Source organism: Amycolatopsis anabasis (genome assembly GCF_009765355.1).
Classification (GTDB): Bacteria; Actinomycetota; Actinomycetes; order Mycobacteriales; family Pseudonocardiaceae; genus Amycolatopsis; species Amycolatopsis anabasis.
In genome coordinates this window covers 372,631-388,751 of sequence record NZ_VTHK01000001.1, presented here as the reverse complement: position 1 = coordinate 388,751, position 16,121 = coordinate 372,631, and the positions used below count along the sequence as shown (strand labels likewise).

16 protein-coding genes are annotated in these 16,121 nt (G+C 70.2%); 9 read left to right on the top strand and 7 right to left on the bottom strand.

What is annotated here, in order from left to right; genetic code table 11:
- The first annotated feature begins 35 nt into the window (after positions 1-35).
- From FXO23_RS01930 to FXO23_RS01915, 4 genes are all read left to right on the top strand, one after another.
- Positions 36-587, top strand: a complete 552-nt coding sequence (locus FXO23_RS01930) for a hypothetical protein (protein WP_246256820.1) — start codon at positions 36-38, stop codon at positions 585-587.
- Positions 588-657: 70 nt separating this feature from the next.
- Positions 658-1,407, top strand: a complete 750-nt coding sequence (locus tag FXO23_RS01925; RefSeq protein ID WP_158879895.1) for a YcnI family copper-binding membrane protein — start codon at positions 658-660, stop codon at positions 1,405-1,407.
- Positions 1,404-1,946, top strand: a complete 543-nt coding sequence (locus FXO23_RS01920; RefSeq protein ID WP_158879892.1) for a copper resistance CopC family protein — start codon at positions 1,404-1,406, stop codon at positions 1,944-1,946. The genes FXO23_RS01925 and FXO23_RS01920 overlap by 4 nt, the downstream gene beginning before the upstream one ends.
- 3 nt (positions 1,947-1,949) lie before the next feature.
- On the top strand, positions 1,950-2,972 hold the full coding sequence (locus FXO23_RS01915) for a copper resistance D family protein (protein WP_158879889.1): 1,023 nt from the start codon (positions 1,950-1,952) through the stop codon (positions 2,970-2,972).
- On the opposite strand, the gene FXO23_RS01910 is transcribed toward FXO23_RS01915, so the two are convergent.
- A complete protein-coding gene (locus FXO23_RS01910) occupies positions 2,969-3,406 on the bottom strand; it encodes a type II toxin-antitoxin system VapC family toxin (protein ID WP_158879886.1) in 438 nt (145 codons plus the stop codon). The two genes, FXO23_RS01915 and FXO23_RS01910, sit on opposite strands and share 4 nt — an antisense overlap.
- Entirely contained in the window at positions 3,403-3,678 is a 276-nt protein-coding gene (locus tag FXO23_RS01905) for a type II toxin-antitoxin system Phd/YefM family antitoxin (RefSeq protein ID WP_218951873.1), read from the bottom strand. Before FXO23_RS01905 ends, FXO23_RS01910 begins: the two co-directional genes overlap by 4 nt.
- Before the next feature lie 208 nt (positions 3,679-3,886).
- Here FXO23_RS01905 and FXO23_RS01900 point away from each other — a divergent pair, with 208 nt between their 5' ends.
- A complete protein-coding gene (locus tag FXO23_RS01900; protein ID WP_158879880.1) occupies positions 3,887-6,001 on the top strand; it encodes a tetratricopeptide repeat protein in 2,115 nt (704 codons plus the stop codon).
- A 182-nt stretch (positions 6,002-6,183) separates the two neighbouring features.
- Here the strand turns inward: FXO23_RS01900 and FXO23_RS01895 are convergent, their stop codons facing one another.
- Together FXO23_RS01895 and FXO23_RS01890 are read right to left on the bottom strand one after the other, a co-directional pair.
- Entirely contained in the window at positions 6,184-7,068 is an 885-nt protein-coding gene (locus tag FXO23_RS01895) for a phosphotransferase family protein (protein ID WP_179956647.1), read from the bottom strand.
- 31 nt (positions 7,069-7,099) lie between these two features.
- Positions 7,100-8,473 carry a helix-turn-helix transcriptional regulator gene (locus FXO23_RS01890; RefSeq protein WP_158879874.1) on the bottom strand — a complete coding sequence of 458 codons (1,374 nt, stop codon included), beginning with the start codon at positions 8,471-8,473 and terminating at the stop codon, positions 7,100-7,102.
- A 294-nt stretch (positions 8,474-8,767) separates the two neighbouring features.
- Here FXO23_RS01890 and FXO23_RS01885 point away from each other — a divergent pair, with 294 nt between their 5' ends.
- Positions 8,768-9,109: a hypothetical protein gene (locus FXO23_RS01885; RefSeq protein WP_158879872.1), complete on the top strand. Its 342-nt coding sequence runs from the start codon at positions 8,768-8,770 to the stop codon at positions 9,107-9,109.
- A 13-nt stretch (positions 9,110-9,122) separates the two neighbouring features.
- On the top strand, positions 9,123-9,560 hold the full coding sequence (locus tag FXO23_RS01880) for a hypothetical protein (protein WP_158879869.1): 438 nt from the start codon (positions 9,123-9,125) through the stop codon (positions 9,558-9,560).
- A 482-nt stretch (positions 9,561-10,042) separates the two neighbouring features.
- Here the strand turns inward: FXO23_RS01880 and FXO23_RS01875 are convergent, their stop codons facing one another.
- Both FXO23_RS01875 and FXO23_RS01870 read right to left on the bottom strand, forming a co-directional pair.
- Positions 10,043-11,305: an MFS transporter gene (locus FXO23_RS01875; RefSeq protein WP_158879866.1), complete on the bottom strand. Its 1,263-nt coding sequence runs from the start codon at positions 11,303-11,305 to the stop codon at positions 10,043-10,045.
- Complete coding sequence (locus tag FXO23_RS01870; protein ID WP_158879864.1) at positions 11,298-12,620, bottom strand: GH1 family beta-glucosidase; 1,323 nt, start codon at positions 12,618-12,620, stop codon at positions 11,298-11,300. Before FXO23_RS01870 ends, FXO23_RS01875 begins: the two co-directional genes overlap by 8 nt.
- 131 nt (positions 12,621-12,751) lie before the next feature.
- Between FXO23_RS01870 and FXO23_RS01865 the strand changes: the two genes are divergently transcribed.
- Positions 12,752-13,396, top strand: coding sequence for a TetR/AcrR family transcriptional regulator (locus FXO23_RS01865; RefSeq protein ID WP_179956646.1), 645 nt, complete (start codon positions 12,752-12,754; stop codon positions 13,394-13,396).
- Positions 13,397-13,537: 141 nt separating this feature from the next.
- Here FXO23_RS01865 and FXO23_RS01860 read toward each other — a convergent pair whose 3' ends face one another.
- A complete protein-coding gene (locus FXO23_RS01860) occupies positions 13,538-14,713 on the bottom strand; it encodes an amino acid deaminase/aldolase (RefSeq protein WP_158879862.1) in 1,176 nt (391 codons plus the stop codon).
- A gap of 86 nt (positions 14,714-14,799) precedes the next feature.
- Between FXO23_RS01860 and FXO23_RS01855 the strand changes: the two genes are divergently transcribed.
- Positions 14,800-16,119, top strand: a complete 1,320-nt coding sequence (locus FXO23_RS01855) for a D-arabinono-1,4-lactone oxidase (RefSeq protein ID WP_158879860.1) — start codon at positions 14,800-14,802, stop codon at positions 16,117-16,119.
- Positions 16,120-16,121 lie beyond the last annotated feature (2 nt).

Here is a 16,121-nt window from a genome sequence, read left to right as displayed (position 1 = left end):
CGCGCGAGGGTGCCGGTGTCTCCTACCCTGAGGACGTGAAAAGGCCCCCGAACGGACGTGGAGCGTTACGCGCCGTACGCGGAGCCCTACTGGCCGCCAGTTCCACCACGCTCGCCGTCGCCGCGCACGCCGTGGCCGACGGGGGCATTCCGGACAGCGCGCTGACCCTGCTGCTCACCGTGCTGATCGGCTGGATCGCCACCGCGCTCGCCGACCGGACGCGGGGTCCGCTCGGCACGCTGGTGACGCTCGGCGCGGGTCAGCTCGCCCTGCACGTGGTGCTCACCGAACTCGTCGACCACGAACTGCACGGCGGCGGCATCCCGGGCCCGTTCCCCGGGGACGTGATGTTCGTCGCGCACGCGCTGGCCACCGTGGTGACCGCGCTGCTCCTCGCGCGGGCCGACGCGCTGCTGGTGGTCGTGGCGACCGGCCTGCGCCGGCTGCTGCCGGTGCGCTGGCACGCCATGCCGGTGCCGCCCGGCCCGGTGCGGCCGCCCCTGGCGCTGCCGACCGGCCGGACGCTCACCGAGCTGCTGGTCCGGCGCGTCCACGGCCGCCGTGCTCCGCCTTGCTCCCGCGGATAGTGCGGCTTCTTTAACTTCGACGAGATCTTCCGGTCTCGCCGCCCCTCAACTCCTTCAGGAGCATTTCGCCATGTCGAAAACACGGATGTTCAAACGCGCCGGATTCCTCGCCGCCGCGGTCGGGGTGACCGGCCTGCTCGGCGCGGGCGTCGCCTCGGCGCACGTCACCGCCAACGTCTACGGGGACCAGCCGGCCAAGGGCAGCTACGGCGCGATCGTGCTGCGCGTGCCGAACGAAGAGGCCGACGCGGGCACCACGAAAGTCGAGGTGAACGTCAAGCCCGAGTACGCGATCAGCTCGGGCCGGGCCAAGCCGGTGCCCGGCTGGACCGCCGAGGTCACCAAGACCAAACTGCCCGCGCCGGTGAAGAACGCCAAGGGCGCGGACGTGTCCGAGGTGGTCACCAAGATCAGCTGGACCGCGCAGCCCGGGAACAAGATCGCCGCGGGCGAGAGCGAGTTCCAGGAGTTCGAGATCACGCTCGGCACGCTGCCCTCGAACACCGACGAGCTGCTGCTCCCGGCGAGCCAGACCTACGAGAACGGCAAGGTCGTCAACTGGGACCAGCCGACCCCGCCGAACGGCGAGGAGCCCGAGCACCCCGCGCCGACGGTCAAACTGGCCGCCGCGAAGGAAGGCCACGGGGGCGGCGGCACCGCCGAGCCGGGGCACGACAAGTCCGAGGCGGCCGCCGCCAAGGACGCCAGCGACGACACCGCCCGCTGGCTCGGCGGGGCCGGGCTGGTCGTCGGCGCGCTCGGCCTCGGCTTCGGCGTCGGCGCGACGCTGCGGGCGCGCAAGGCCGGTGCCGCGAAATGAGGAAGGTGTTCGTCACGCTGGCGCTGATGGTGGTGGCCGTGCTCGGCACGGCCACCCCGGCGCTCGCGCACAACGTGCTGGTCTCCTCCGATCCGGCGAAGGACGCGAAACTGGAGACCGGGCCGAGCAAGATCACCCTGACCTTCGACGCCCCGGTGCAGCCCGGGGACGTCAACCAGGTCGCGGTGACCGGGCCCGGCGGCACCCAGTGGACCGAGGGCCCGGTGCAGGTCAGCAGCAACGTGGTGACCGCGCAGGTGCGCCCGCTCGGTCCGGCCGGCGAGTACACCATCGGGTACCGGATCCTCTCCGCCGACGGGCACCCGGTGTCGTCGGAGCTGAAGTTCACCCTGACCAAGGCCGGTAACGGCACCCCCGCGCCGCCGAGCGCGAACAACGCGGCGGGCACGGTCGCCCCCGGCGGCGGCCAGGACTCCGGTTCGGACGGCGTCCCGGTCTGGGTGTGGATCGTCGGCGCCGTGGTGGTGCTGGGCGCCGGGCTGGCGCTGGCCCTGCGCATGGGGAAATCGGAGAAGTAGGCGATGACCAAGGCCGAGACCACCTCGGACGTCCGGTACACCACCGTGCTCTGCGTCGTCACCGCGGCGATCGCGGGCACGCTGATCGGGATCGCGTTGAGCGCGACCACCCCGATCCCGGGGGTGACGGACGTCAGCGAGGTGGTTTCGGCCGCCATCCCGCTGGTGCGGGTGCTGCTCGACCTGGCCGCCGTCGCCACGATCGGGCTCTCGCTGCTGTCCGTGCTGGTCGGCTACGACCGGCCGAAGCTGAGCGAACCGGTGCTGGCCCGCGCCCGGCCCGCCGCGGTCGCGGCCTCGCTGGTGTGGGCGGTGACCGCGCTGGTCGCGCTCATCCTGCAGACCGCCGAATACCGGCCCCAGGTATCCACGATCGGCCTCGGTGACGTCTGGGACTACGTGGTGACCATCGGCGCGGGCAAGGCGCTGCTGGTGGTCGTGGCGTTCGCGCTGGTGCAGACCGTGCTCGGGGTGCTGACCGTGCGGCACGGGGAGAAGGTCCCGGCCGAGGTCCGGGTCGGGGTGGGCCTGTTCGCGCTGCTCCCGCTGCCGGTCACCGGGCACGCGTCGAACTGGAACTACCACGACTACACGATGATCTCGATGGAACTGCACGTGATGAGCGCGGTCGCCTGGACCGGCGGCCTGGGCGCGATGACCGTGCTGCTCATCGGCAACCGGACCCTGCTCGCGCACGCGCTGCCCAGGTTTTCCAAGCTGGCCACGCTGTGCCTGATCCTGTCCGCGGTGACCGGGCTGTTCAACGGCATCGTCGAGATCCTGCTGAACCCGACCATGAGCTTCTGGGCGGGCCTGTTCACCACGCCCTACGGGCAGCTGGTGCTCCTGAAACTGGTGACCGCGGGCGGCATCGCCGTGCTCGGCGCGCACGCCCGGTGGCGCCTGATGCCGCACATCATCCGGCACCAGCGCACCGCGTTCGCCCTGTGGGCGACGCTGGAACTCACCCTGATGGGCCTCGCCTTCGGCTTCGCCGTCGTCCTCACCCGCGCCCCGGTCGCCTAGCGCTTCTCGCTCCTGCCGGGAAGCGCGATGACTTCGAGTATTGGACTCAGGTCCGCGAAGTCCGCGCCATTCCGGGTCACGAGTGGCAACTGGTGGATCGCCGCTACCGCCGCGATCAGCAGATCCATTCGCCGGGGCCGGGGATTACGTCCGGCATCCAGCACCATGGCGTAAAGCTGGCCGTACCTCCGAGCGGCCGCTGGGGTGAACGACAGCGAAGCGATCGCGGCCTCGACTCGTTGGAGTCGCACCAAACGCACGGCGCGTTCTCGGGCGTCGGTCGCGGCATGCACACCCGCGGACAGCTCGGCCAAGGTGATCGAGCTGATCGCGATCTCGCTCCCCGAGGGCAGATCGGCACTGTCCGGCAGATCGATCACCGCGGACGTGTCCAGCAAAACCCGGGGGCGAGTGGACGTTCCGCCTCGGGTCACTCGCGCTCACCCTCACCGGCGGCCCGAAACGGATCCGGATCGACCGCGGCATCGAGCTCAGCGAAGAACGTCTCCGGAGCGGTGCGCGGAAGATCGGCCATCAGCTCGGCGAACTCGGTGAACGGAAGGAAATCCGGGCGCTGGGTATGCGGCACGAGATCGGCGATGGGTGTCCCGTTGCGAGTCAGTACGAAGCTCTCGCCATCCTCGACCGCCCGCATGATCGCCGGAGTGTCGTTGCGCAATTCGCGCTGCGTGATCTGTTTGGCCACGACCACAGCTTAGGTGGCCTGGGACCCAATCGCTACAAAGCGCTACAGAACCCTCGGCTCGACCGATCGGCAAGCGGGATTGGGCCGAATGGGGTGTCCGGTTGCGCCGTCGGCGGGCTGTTTGATCGATTTCGCGGTTTTTCCGCACGCGATGGGCGATGCTCTGTCCCGCCCGGGGACCCCGTGCGGAGGAGGACGGCGAACGGCGATGGGTGACCCTTCCACCGGCGAGGACGGCTCCCGGATCATCGGTGTCCGGCCGGAACGCCGCGGCGCGGTCGAACTCACCGTGTCCGGCGCCCCGCGCCGCCGCGCCGCGAGGCAGCGCGACGAGCTGCCGGTGCCACGTCAGCTCAAGGTTCCCGAGGCGCATTTCACCAACCGCGCCGACGAGCTGGCCCAGCTCGACCGCATCCTGGACGAGGCGCGTGCCCGCCCGACGATCCAGGTGATCCACGGGCCGGGCGGGATCGGCAAGACCGCGCTCGCCGAGCACTGGATGTACCGGGTGCGCGCCCGGTTCCCGCGCGGCCAGCTGCGCGCCGACCTCGGCGCGTTCGGGCCGAAGGGGCCGGTGGACACCGGCGAGCTGCTCGGCCAGTTCCTGCTCGCCCTGCGGGTGCCGCCGGAGCGGATGCCGTTCGACGTCGAGGAACGGGCCGCGCTGTACCGCTCGCTCACCGCGGACACCCCGCTGCTGGTGCTCCTGGACAACGCCGACTCCGCGGCCCAGGTGCGGCCGCTGATCCCGGCCGCGGCGGCCAGCGTGGTCGTGGTGACCACCCGGCGCCGGTTGGGCGAGCTGGCCGTGCGCGACGGCGCGCGGCTGCTCCAGCTCACGCCGTTCACCGGCGACCACGGCCGGGAGTTGCTGCACCGGGCGCTGGGCGCGGACCGGATCCGGCCCGGCGACCTCGACGCGGACAAGGTCGTGCGGCTCTGCGCCGGGCTGCCGCTCGCGCTCTACGTGACCGCGACCCGGCTGACGAACCGACCCCAGTTGTCGCTCACGAAGGCGGCAGTCGATCTTGAGAGGAGGAGACTGGGGGTCCTGTCCGACCCGGCCAAGGAGGACCTGTCCGTGGAAGCCACCTTCGACCTCTCCTACGAGGCGCTGCCCGCCGAGGCCGCCCGCCTGTACCGGGCGCTCGGCGCGCATCCGGGCGCCGAGTTCGGCAGCGGGGTGGCGGCGGCCGCGGTGGACGCGACGCTCGACGAGGTCGAGCGGCTGCTCGACCAGCTCATCGAGGTCGGCCTGCTGGACGAGGTCGAGGAGGACCGCTACTCCTTCCACGATCTGGTCCGGCTGCATGCTCTGCGGAAGGCCCAGGTCGACGGGACCGAGGCCGACCGGGACACCGCCCTGCGCCGGATGCTCGAGTGGTACCTGCGGGCCGCCTTGACGACCGAACACCTGGTCACGCCCGATCAGGACCCGATCCCGTACGACTACGCCTTCCGCGCGCCGGATCCCGCGACGCTCCCGGACCGGGCGGAATCCCTGGACTGGCTGGAACGCGAGCGGATCAACCTGGTCGCCGCCGTCCAGGCCGCCCTCGAACACGAGCTGCCCGAACTGGGGTGGCAGCTGGCCGCCGCGATGTGGCCGCTGTTCCTGCTGCACAAGCACTACCGGGACTTCCTGGCGGTGAGCGAATTCGGCGTGCGCTGCGCGCGGCAGATGGGCGACGCCTCGGCCGAGGCCCTCATGCTCAACCGCAGCGGCGCCGCGTGCCGGGGCGCCGGGCGGTTCGACGAGGCGATCGGGCACTACACCCGCGGGCTGGCCGCCGGGGATCCGGTGATCGCGATCCGGTCGGTCGAGGGCCTCGGCCTGGTCGCCCTGGCGCAGGGCCGCCTCGACGACGCGCTCGGCCACTTCGAGGAGGACCTGCGGCGGTCGACCGAACTGGACCGGCCGCACGACATCGGGCTGGCCCTGATCAACCTCGGGTCGACGCTGACCAAGGCCGACCGCGCGGGCGAGGCGATCGAACGGCTGACCCGGGCCCAGGAACTGCTGGCCGCCTGCGGCGACGAGTACAACGTGGCCCGGGCTCGCACCGACCTCGGCCGCGCCCTGGGCCGGGACGGCCGGACCGCGCTCGCGGCCGAACACCTCACCGCCGCGCTGGCGATCATGGCCGACCGCGGCTCCCGCTTCGAACAGGCCCGGATCCTGCAGGTGCTCGGCGAGGTCGCGGAGGTGGCGGGCGAGGTCGAGGAAGCCCGGCGGCACTACGGCGAGGCGCTGCCGATCCTGGAGGAGCTCGGCAGGCCGGAAGCGGACCAGGTGCGCAAGCGCCTGAACCTCGTCCGGTAGGGTGGCTCTCCGTAGCTGCAAGTTGCACTTGTGGGTGGTTAAATACCGCCTTCTGGGGTGATCAGTCGGGCCGAATTTGTCACTACGTGCTGTGGTTGAGAAGGCAAACGACGAGCGGTCCAATCCGGTCGGCGAATGCCCGGATTAATCCAGTCCGACCGACATCCGCCCGCTTCTGCCGGTTAATACCGGTCCCAGCGGGATTCCGAACGCCCGGCGCGCAGGTCGTCCAGGCGCCGCCGCAGTTCGCCCCGCACCTGCGGGTGGCTGCGCAGGATCGGCAGCACGCTGGTGGTCAGCTTCAGCTCCCGCGCGGCGCGCAGCACGGCGAAGCCGTCCCACGCGGTCACGTCGAACCCGTAGACGTCGGCCAGCAGGCGGTAGCGGCCCGCCGGATCACCGAACCGCTCGCGGCCGACCGCCAGCGGCGTCAGGTCCCATTCCGGCGGCCCGACGCAGGAGGAATCGAAGTCGCAGAGCACCGGGCCGGACGGTCCCACGATCACGTTGCCGGGATGCGCGTCGCCGTGCACCAGGCCGCGCGGCAGCGGGAAGTCCAGCTCCCCGAGCGCCGCCTCGACCTCGGCGCAGCGGCGCAGCAGGAACCGCCGGTCGTCGGGCCCGAGCTCCTCGGCGTCGGCGACCCGGGCGCGGACGTCGTCCAGCGGATTCCAGTCGCCGATGCCCTCCGGCGGCGGCAGCGCGTGCACCTTCCGCAGCAGGCGCGCGAGATCCGCCGAACCGGCCCGCCGTCCGTTCTCCGGCACCTTCACCCACACGGTGACCAGGTGTTCACCCACCCGCATCGGCTGCTTGATCCCCGGCACCAGGCGGATCGCGGGCACGCCGTGCCGGGCGAAATGCCGGGCCACCGCGACCACCTTGCCGACCCGGTGCCGCAACGCCACCGAGCCGACGATCCGCACCACCACCGGCTCCCGGGCCAGCGCGTACACCGCGTTGTTGGTGAACCGGAGCAGGGTCGCGCCGCGGGCGTCCAGTCCCAGCGAAGTACAGGTCTCAGCGAGCACCTCGGCTAGCTTTTCCCTGGTGAACCTGCCGTCCAAGACGGTGTTCCCGGCCTGGTCGGCTCCCCGGTCAGGCCGCGTAGAAGGCGTTGATCCGTTCTGCGAGGTCGCGTGCGTCGACATTGTTCCGGCGGCGTTCGGCTTCTTCCTTGAGCGGCTTCATGCGCTCCTTGATCCGGGCGGACTTGATGCCGTCGGCCGAATCCAGCGCCGCCCTGCCCACCTTCGCGCCCTGGTCTATGTCGCCGTCGAGCAGGTGGTTGGTGGCCAGCGCGCTCTGGTTGAAGGTCTTGCTGCGCGCCATGTCGTCGCCGTAAGCATCGATCGCCCTGGTCAGCGCGGGGATCGCGTACTTCGTGTGCTTCTGGTCGACCTTCTGCGCGAGCACCGTGTGCACGGTCCCGATCATCGCGTAGACGTCGGTCTCGTTGAAGAACCGCACCCAGGACTCGGCGTTGGCGAGATCGGAGCGGGCGAAGGCGTCCTTGCTCTGGCCGAGCAGCTTCATCGCCTGCGTGTCGTTCTCCATCATCGCGTAGGCCCACGCCTCGTTCGCGCAGAGCACCGCGACCGCCAGCTCGGAACCGGATTCCTGGGCCGCGATCTGGCCGAGCTGGAACAGTTTCAGCGCGTCGTTCGGGGCGTCCTGGTGCAGGTAGACCCGGCCCATCCGGTACAGCACGTTGGCCACCAGCGGGTGGTTGTCCCCCTGTTTGGCCAGATCCAGCGCGTTCGCGAAGTGGCTGCGCGCCGAATCGACCAGCCCGGTGTCGAACGAGGTCCAGCCGGCGAGGCTGTGCAGGTCGGCCAGCGCCACATACAGTCTGTTCTTCACGGTCTCGATCGCGCTGGACTCGAGCATCTGCTGCCCCCAGGAAAGCTGCGCGACCACCGCGTCCCGGCAGAAACCCCCGCCGTACTGGTAATCGAGTGCGCGCAGGGCACGCGTCGCGGCTTCCACCTGCCGGACATCGGTCATGCCGATGCGGCCGGGCGCCGGCGTCCTCGCGGGAGAAGCTGCCCAGGCTTCCGGAGCCGATCCGAAGACCGCCGCTCCCATGGTGACCTGGGCGGCATGCGCGAGGAACTTCCGCCGTTTCACGGACTCGTCCTCCTCAGCCTGCTGGCTGTCGGCCGCACCGACAACCGTTACCGCCGTGGCCTCGTCGTAGGCGAGGCCCATGTATCCCCTTGGGATGCCCAGGCCGTCGGCGATCCTCGCGAGCACGTCGTAGGCCATGACCTGGCGACCCTTGAGGATCTCCGACACCTCGGACTGCGATTGGCCGGTCATCGCGGCGATCTGGCGCTGGGAGACACCTTCTTTGCGCAACAAGCGGTAGACCGAGCTGATCTCCCGCGCCGCCAGGGCTTCTCGCATCTCCGGTCGCTCCCAAACGCTCGAAGCAACGGGATGCCCCTGCCGGGCATCGTTGGCGTCCATGCGCGCCCCCTCACAATCCGTCGGGCGTCGAATCCAGCGTAGGCACACCTATTCAACCGCGCTAAAGCCCGTTTGTAGAGCCTGATCGGCCGGACCGAACTTCTCTGACCGCTTAACGTGGAACCGAGGCCGGTCGCCGCTATGACGCCGGTTCCTCCTTCTATCGGCTCACGTTTCGTCGCAATGTAGTCGTCAGTTCTCCGTGACCGTGCGAGCACCGCCCGCGATCACGGAGAGCAACCAACAGCCCCAGGGCCCCAGCGGCCCGAGACGGAACAGAGCGGAGTGGAACCGGTGGAGTTCGTGGACACGTTCACAGCAGGGCATGCTGCGACCGCCACGAGCCCCGTGCGGCCTGCGAGGCCGATCACGGTGGCCCGGCCGGCGCATGTATCCGCCGCACCGCCCGTCTCGGACCCGCGCGCCGCACAGGTGCGCCGGCACGAAGGCGGCCAGCTGGTGTGGCGAGTGCAATGCGGCGATCTCATCGATCGCGAGCGTTGCGTGACCGTGCTGGTGGAGAAGGACCAGGTGGTACTGGTCTCGCCACCCGGTGAGACCGCGCGGCTGACGGCGGGTCAGCTCGGCCAGCTGCGCGCCGCGCTCAACGAAGCCGCCAAACTGGCGGAAAGGTGACGGTGAGTTCCAGGTGGATCAGATACTCGGCCAGGTGCTCCGCAACGCCGTGTGGGAACGCCTCGACATGCTCTCCGATCTGGCCAATCGCGCGGACGCCCAGTCGCTGGTGTCCGTCGCACGTTCCGAACTGCCCCGGCTCACCGAGGGATGGCGCGCGATGCTGAGCGCGCACGAGCCGGACGAACGGGGCGACTGCCCCACCTGCTCCACCCGGTGGCACCGGTGCAAGGCGCCCTGCTCGGTCTGGCAGGTCGCGCACGAGCACCTGGTCGCCGGCGGGCTGGCCCCGCAGCAGGACGTGCGGCGCCTGGGGCGGCGGAAGAAGGCCGCGGTCCCGGCGCAGAACCGGGCCCACACCCCGGCGGCCCCGGCGCAGCAGACGGGTCGGCACGCGCTCGTGCCGACCACCCCCGCCCGGCACGCCATCGCGGGCGCCGCCACGCAGTGATCCCTCTTCAAGACCGGCGAACTCGGCGACCGATACGCCCCCATCGGGTTGACACCGAGCCCTCGCCATCGCCGACGGTCGGCTCGTCCGTACCCCCGAGCGTGACGAGCCGACCTCGGTCCTCCCGGGCGCGATTAATCCGAAAATAATGTGTGAAACACCTAGCGGAAGCCGTAATCACCCGCTATGTTGATCATCGTAAGCGCTCGCAAAATTGCAGATCGCAACCTGTGGACCCCCGCCCACAGAGGCCCCGAAACTCCGCGGGCCGGTGCCGTTGCACTCCCCTCCCCCGACCGGCACCGGTCCGCGGCCCCACAGGTGTAGGGGCGACCTCCTCGTTCGCTTCGCTCACTTCGCGGTCGGCCACCTGTGGCGATGTCGGGGGCCGAGCCCCCAAACCCCCACGTTCCGAGCTCCTTACGTTGGCGGGCGCTGGGTGCGTTGATGTTGAACCAGCGCTGGCTTCGTATGGCGGGTCGTCAGCGAACCGAGTGGACCCGCGTGATCAGGCCGCCCGCGATCAAGGTCGCCGCGGCCGAAGCGGCGAAGAGCCCGCGGTAGCCGCCGAGTTCGGCGAGGATCACCGTCGCCGCCAGCGGCGCGAGCACCTGCGGTAGCGAGTTCGCGATGTTGACCACGCCCAAGTCCTTCGCGCGATCCCGCGCAGCCGGAAGTACCTGGGTCAGGATGGCCAGGGCGACCGCCATGTACGCGCCGAAGCCGATACCCAGCAGCGGGGACGCGACGAGTGCGGCGGGCCAGGTCGGCCAGGCCACCAGGAGCAGCGCGGCCAGGGCCATCACCGCGGAAGCGCCGAGAACGTAAGGCTTGCGGCGGCCCGAGCGGTCCGAGAACACGCCGGTCGCGACGCCGCCGATCGCCAGCGCCACGCCGTAGAGGCCCATCATGATCAGCAACCCGGTGTCCGGATCCGGGTAGCGCACCGCGTCCTTGAGGAAGAACAGCAGGTACAGGGTGCCCAGGGCGTTGCCGAACATGATCATGAAGTGGCCGGACCAGGCCCACGCGAAATCCGGGTGGCGGCGCGGGGAGATCCAGAGGTTGGCCAGGATCTCGCGCGGGCGACCGGACGGGCGGAAAGCCTCGGGGAGCACGGCGTCCGGGGTCAGCACCACGAACGCGGCGGCGCCGAGGACCACGAGCACGGCGCAGGCCAGGTAACCGCCGGGCAGGCTGGTCACCAGAACGGTGACCAGGACCGCGCCGAGCACGGTGCCGAGCATCTGGGAAATCCCGATCAGGCCGCCGATCGACGCCCGCTGCGCGACCGGGACCCGGTCCGGCAGCGCCGAGGTCAACGTGGCCAGCATGCCGTTCAGCCCGGCCTGGACCAGGCACCAGCCGAGCGTCATCACAGCCACGTTCGGGGCCGACGCGAGCACCGCCAGCCCGGCGGCTCCGGTGACCGCGCCGAGCAGGGTCCACGGATGGCGGCGGCCGAAACGGGAGCGGGTGCGATCGGACAGCAGGCCGACGGCCGGGTTCGCGATCATCGAGACCACCGCGCCGACGCCGGTGACCACACCGAACACCAGTTCCTTGTGGCCCGCGTTCAGCAGTTCCGCCTGCCGCGGCAGCAGCACCTGGATGGGCGCGTAGATCCCCAGCCACAGCCCGAGGTTGGCGAGGAAGAGCAGGGTGGTCCAGCTCGGCCGGACCCGGACGACCGGTTCGTCGAGCGCGGCCGGGAGCGCGGGGGCGGCCTCCCCGGTGCTACTCACCCCGCACCAGCTCGCGGTACCACGCGAAGGAGTCCTTGCGCGTGCGGCGCAGCGTCTCGTAGTCGACGTGCACCAGCCCGAACCGCGGCGCGTACCCCTTCGACCATTCGAAGTTGTCCATCAGGGACCAGACGAAGTAGCCGCGCACGTCGACCCCGGCGTCCATCGCCGCGCGGACCGCCCCGAGGTGTTCGGTGAGGAAATCGATCCGCTCGGGATCGTGCACACCGCCGTCCGGCGCGACCTCGTCGGCGAAGCTGCACCCGTTCTCGGTGAGGTAAATCGGCGGCAGGGCCTCGCGGTAGCGCCGCTCGAAGGAGACCAGCAGTTCGCGCAGTCCGTCCGGGACGATCGGCGAATCGTTGGTGGTCATCGGATACCCCTCGATCGCCCGCAGCTCGAACGGCAACGGGTTTCCTTCACCGGGCGCGGCGACGCCCTGCGGTTCGTAGTAGTTGACGCCGTAGAAGTCCAGCGGCGCGGCGATGGCGGCGAGATCGTCGGCGAATCCCGGGGGCAGGTGCTCGACGATCTCGTCCGGATACCGGCCGAGCAGCACCGGTTCGGCGTAGAGACGGTTGATCAACGCGTCCAGCCAGTCGGCGGCCGTCCGATCGGCTTCGGTGTCCGCGGCGGGCCAGACGGGCGAGTGGTTGTTCGCCGTGCCGATCGTCGTCGCGCCCGCGGCGCGCAGGGCCCGGACCGCGCGGCCGTGCGCCAGGTGCTGGTGGTGGGCGGTGGGAATCGCGTCCAGCAGCAGGGTCCGGCCGGGAGCGTATTCCCCGATCGCGTAGCCATAAATCGACATGACCATGGGCTCATTGAGTGGAATCCACATTTTCACCCGATCGTGGAAATGTTCGCCCAGGATTGCCGCGTACTCTCCAAAACGCTCGGCGGTATCGCGGGCCAGCCAGCCGCCGTCGTCCTCAAGCGCCTGCGGGGTGTCCCAGTGGTACAGGGTGCCGACCGGATCGATCCCGGCCTCGGCCAGTGCGTCGAGCAGCCGGTCGTAGAAGCCGATCCCCTCGGGGGTCGGTTTGCCCTTGCCGTCCGGCTGAATTCTGGGCCAGGCAAAGGACATCCGGTACGCGCCAACGCCCAGTTCGGACAGCAGGGCGACATCCTCGCGGAAGCGGTGGTAGTGATCGGCGGCGACCCGGGCGTGCTCGCCACGCGCGATCTTGCCCGGCGTCGCGGTGAACGTGTCCCAAATGGACGGTCCGCGTCCTCCCTCGTTCGTGGCACCCTCGATCTGGAAGGCCGATGTGGACACACCCCAGACGAAGTCGTGCGGGAAGATCAAGTTTTCCACCGGAAACGCACCTTTCAGCCGGGCACCGTCGGGGTCGAACATGAAAAGTTCTCAAATATTAGCCATTCCCTCGACCGGGGGGAAGCCCGTCGACACGATAAAGTCCCTGATCAGCACAGGAGGAGCACGACGTGTCCGACACCAGGGCCGCGAGGCCGGCCGCCGCCGAGGCGACGCCCCTTCGCCGGCAGCCCGTCCAGCAACGCAGCGCGAAGCGCGTGGAGCAAATGCTGGACGCGAGCGCTCAGCTGATCGACGAAATGGGCTATGACGCGCTGACCACCACCCTCATCGCCAAACGGGCGGGCGTGGCCGTGGGATCGCTGTACCAGTTCTTTCCGGACAAACGGGCCGTCGTGCAGGCGCTGACCCAGCGCAATCTGGAACGTTTCCTGGCCGCGGTGACCGAGCGGCTGGGCAGTGTCGACCACGGCCACTGGTGGGACGTCGTCGACTCGATGCTCGACATCTACCTCCGCATGCACCGCGAGGTTCCGGGCTTTTCCAAGGTGCATTTCGGGGACGTGGTCGACCTCCGGCTGCTCGACGACCGGCGGGACAACAACCGCGTGGTCTCCGATTCGCTGGTCGGCCTGATCACCAGCACCCTGGACCTGTCCGCCGATCAGGTCGCGCTGCCGATCTCGATCGCCGTGGAAACCGCCGACGCACTGCTGAACCTGGCCTTCCGCCGCAATCCACAGGGAGATCAGGAAGTCGTCGACGAAACCAAGTACCTCATCAAGGGTTACCTGGCCAGCAGGCTCGGCGAGTAGCCCTCCTCGAGTTGTCCACACATCCACACCCCTGTGGACAACTCCCGATCTTCGCCTCCCCCGATCGGGGTGAGGCGGTACGGTGAGACTGGGGTCGCCCCCCAGGGAGTGGTGGGGGGTGGGTACTGGGTGAGGGCGAGGTCAGCCGAAGTTCTTGCCTTCGCCGCGGTAGGTGGGCACGGTGCGTTCCAGCTGGTCGCCCGAGATCAGGTGGTACTCGGTGAAGCGTTCGGCGAGTTCGCCCGCCTTCGCGTGCCGCAGCCACACGCGGTCGCCGAGCCGCAGGTTGCGTGCGGCCTTGCCGGTCACCGGGGTCTGCACCTCGCCCGCGCCTTCCACGCCGAGCAGTTTCAGGCCCGCGGGCAGGTACGGCGAGGGCAGCCGCGATTCCGACGCCGGGCCGGAGGCGATGTATCCGCCCGAGTACAGCGTCGCGATCCCGCGCGCCGGGCGGCGCACCACCGGCAGCGCGAACAGCGCCGCGGGCCGGGGCCGGAAATGCGAGTAGCCGTCGAACAGGGTCGGGCCGATCAGCCCGGAACCGGCCGCGATCTCGGTGACCGAATCGTCGGACCGGGTGGTCTCGATGCTGCCGGTACCGCCGCCGTTGACGAATTCCAGCTCGGTGAGCGCGCGCACCGCGGCCACCGCGGCCGCGCGGCGCCTGGCCAGTTCCGCCGCCGACCGCCGCTGCATCCACCGCACGAGCGTGCCGCCCGCATCCGGCAGGCCCGCGATCTGACCCTCGTACGCCATCACGCCGACCAACCGGAAACCCTTGCGCGCCAACACTTTCCGCGCGAGTTCGGCGGACTGGCGCGGGGTGAACACCGGCGAGCGCCGGGTGCCGACGTGCAGCCCCGGCACCGGGCGCCAGGACGCGTCCAGTTCCAGCGCGACCCGGATCTCCGGGTGCCCCGGCCCCAGCGCGGCATCCACCAGATCCAGGTGCTCGACCGAATCGACCATGATCGTGATCTCCGTGCGCGCCCGCTCGTCCGCGGCCAGCGCGCGCAGGGCCGCGTGGTCCACCGTCGGGTACGCGACCACGATGTCGTCCGCGGTCCGCTCCCCGGACAGCCACAGCGCCTCGGCGAGCGAATAGCACATCAGCCCCGCGAAACCCGGTTTCGCCAGCGCCCGGGCCAGCAGCGCGCGGCAGCGGACCGACTTGCTGACCAGCCGCAACGGCTTCCCTTCGGCGCGCCGGAGGAGATCGGCGGCGTTCGCGTCGAAGGCCGCGAGATCCACGACGGCCAGCGGCGCGTCGAGCCCCTTCGTCGCCAGCTCGAAAGGTGTTCCGGTTACGGAGGTCACACCCAGTACGGTACGACAACAAGGCTTGAAACGCGAATTCTATTCACTTACTGTTCCGGTACTCACAACAGGAGCAAGGTGAGCCCATGACACGGTGGACCAACTGGGCGGGCACCGCGACCGCGAGTCCGCAGCGCGTGCACACTCCCCGCAGCGTCCCGGAAATCGCCCGGGTCGTCACCGGCGCCGCGATCGAGGGCCGCCGCGTGCGCGCCTGGGGCAGCGGGCATTCCTTCACACCCGTCGCGGTCGCCAACTCCGACGCGATCGACCTGACCCAGTGGACCGGGATCGTGTCCGCGGACATCCAGTCCGGCCTGGTCACCGTCCGCTCGGGCACCACCCTGCGCCGGCTCAACGCCGAACTGGACAAACTCGGCCTCGCCATGAGCAACCTCGGCGACATCGACGCGCAGACGATCGCCGGGGCCGTCTCCACCGGAACGCACGGCACCGGCGCGCGGTTCGGCGGGCTCGCCACCCAGATCGCCGCGCTCGAGCTGGTCCTCGCCGACGGCACCGTGGTGGACTGCTCGCCCGACCGCCGCCCGGAACTGTTCCAGGCGGCGCGGATCGGCCTCGGCGCGCTCGGCGTGATCGCCACGGTGACCCTGCGATGCGAGCCCGCGTTCGTGCTCGCCGCGCAGGAGCGCCCCGAACCCCTGGAAGCCGTATTGGAAGGCTTCCACCAGTTCGCCGACGAGAACGACCACTTCGAGTTCTACTGGTTCCCCTACGGCAGCCACGCGCTGGTCAAGCGGAACAACCGGCAGCCCGCGGGCACGCGCGCCGAACCACTGGGCCGGGTAAGGGAATTCGTCGACTACGAGGTCACCGAGAACCTCGCGTTCGGCACGCTGTGCCGCCTCGGCCGCACGGTGCCCCGGCTGGTGCGCCCGCTCGGGAAGCTCGCGTCCTCCCTGCTGTCGGCACGCGAGTACAGCGACACTTCGCACAAGGTGTTCGTCACCCACCGCGGGGTCAAGTTCGTCGAATCCGAGTTCGCGATCCCGCGGGAATCGGTGCACGACGTCCTCGGCGAACTGCGCGCCCTGGTGCCCCGCCTGGAGAATCCGGTCGCGTTCCCGGTCGAGGTCCGGGTCGCCGCGGCCGACGACATCTGGCTGTCCACCGCGCACGGCCGCGACACCGCCTACATCGCGATCCACCAGTTCACCGGTATGCCCTACCGCGAGTACTTCGCGGCGTTCGCTTCGATCGTCGCGCAGGTCGGCGGCCGCCCGCACTGGGGGAAGCTGCACGACCTGGACGCCACCGCGCTGCGCGAGCTGTACCCGCGGTTCGACGACTTCGTGCGCGTCCGCAAGGAGGTCGACCCGGCCGGGGTGTTCAGCAACGAATACGTCGACCGTGTTCTCGGCCGGGGCGACCGGCGGCGCGCCTGACC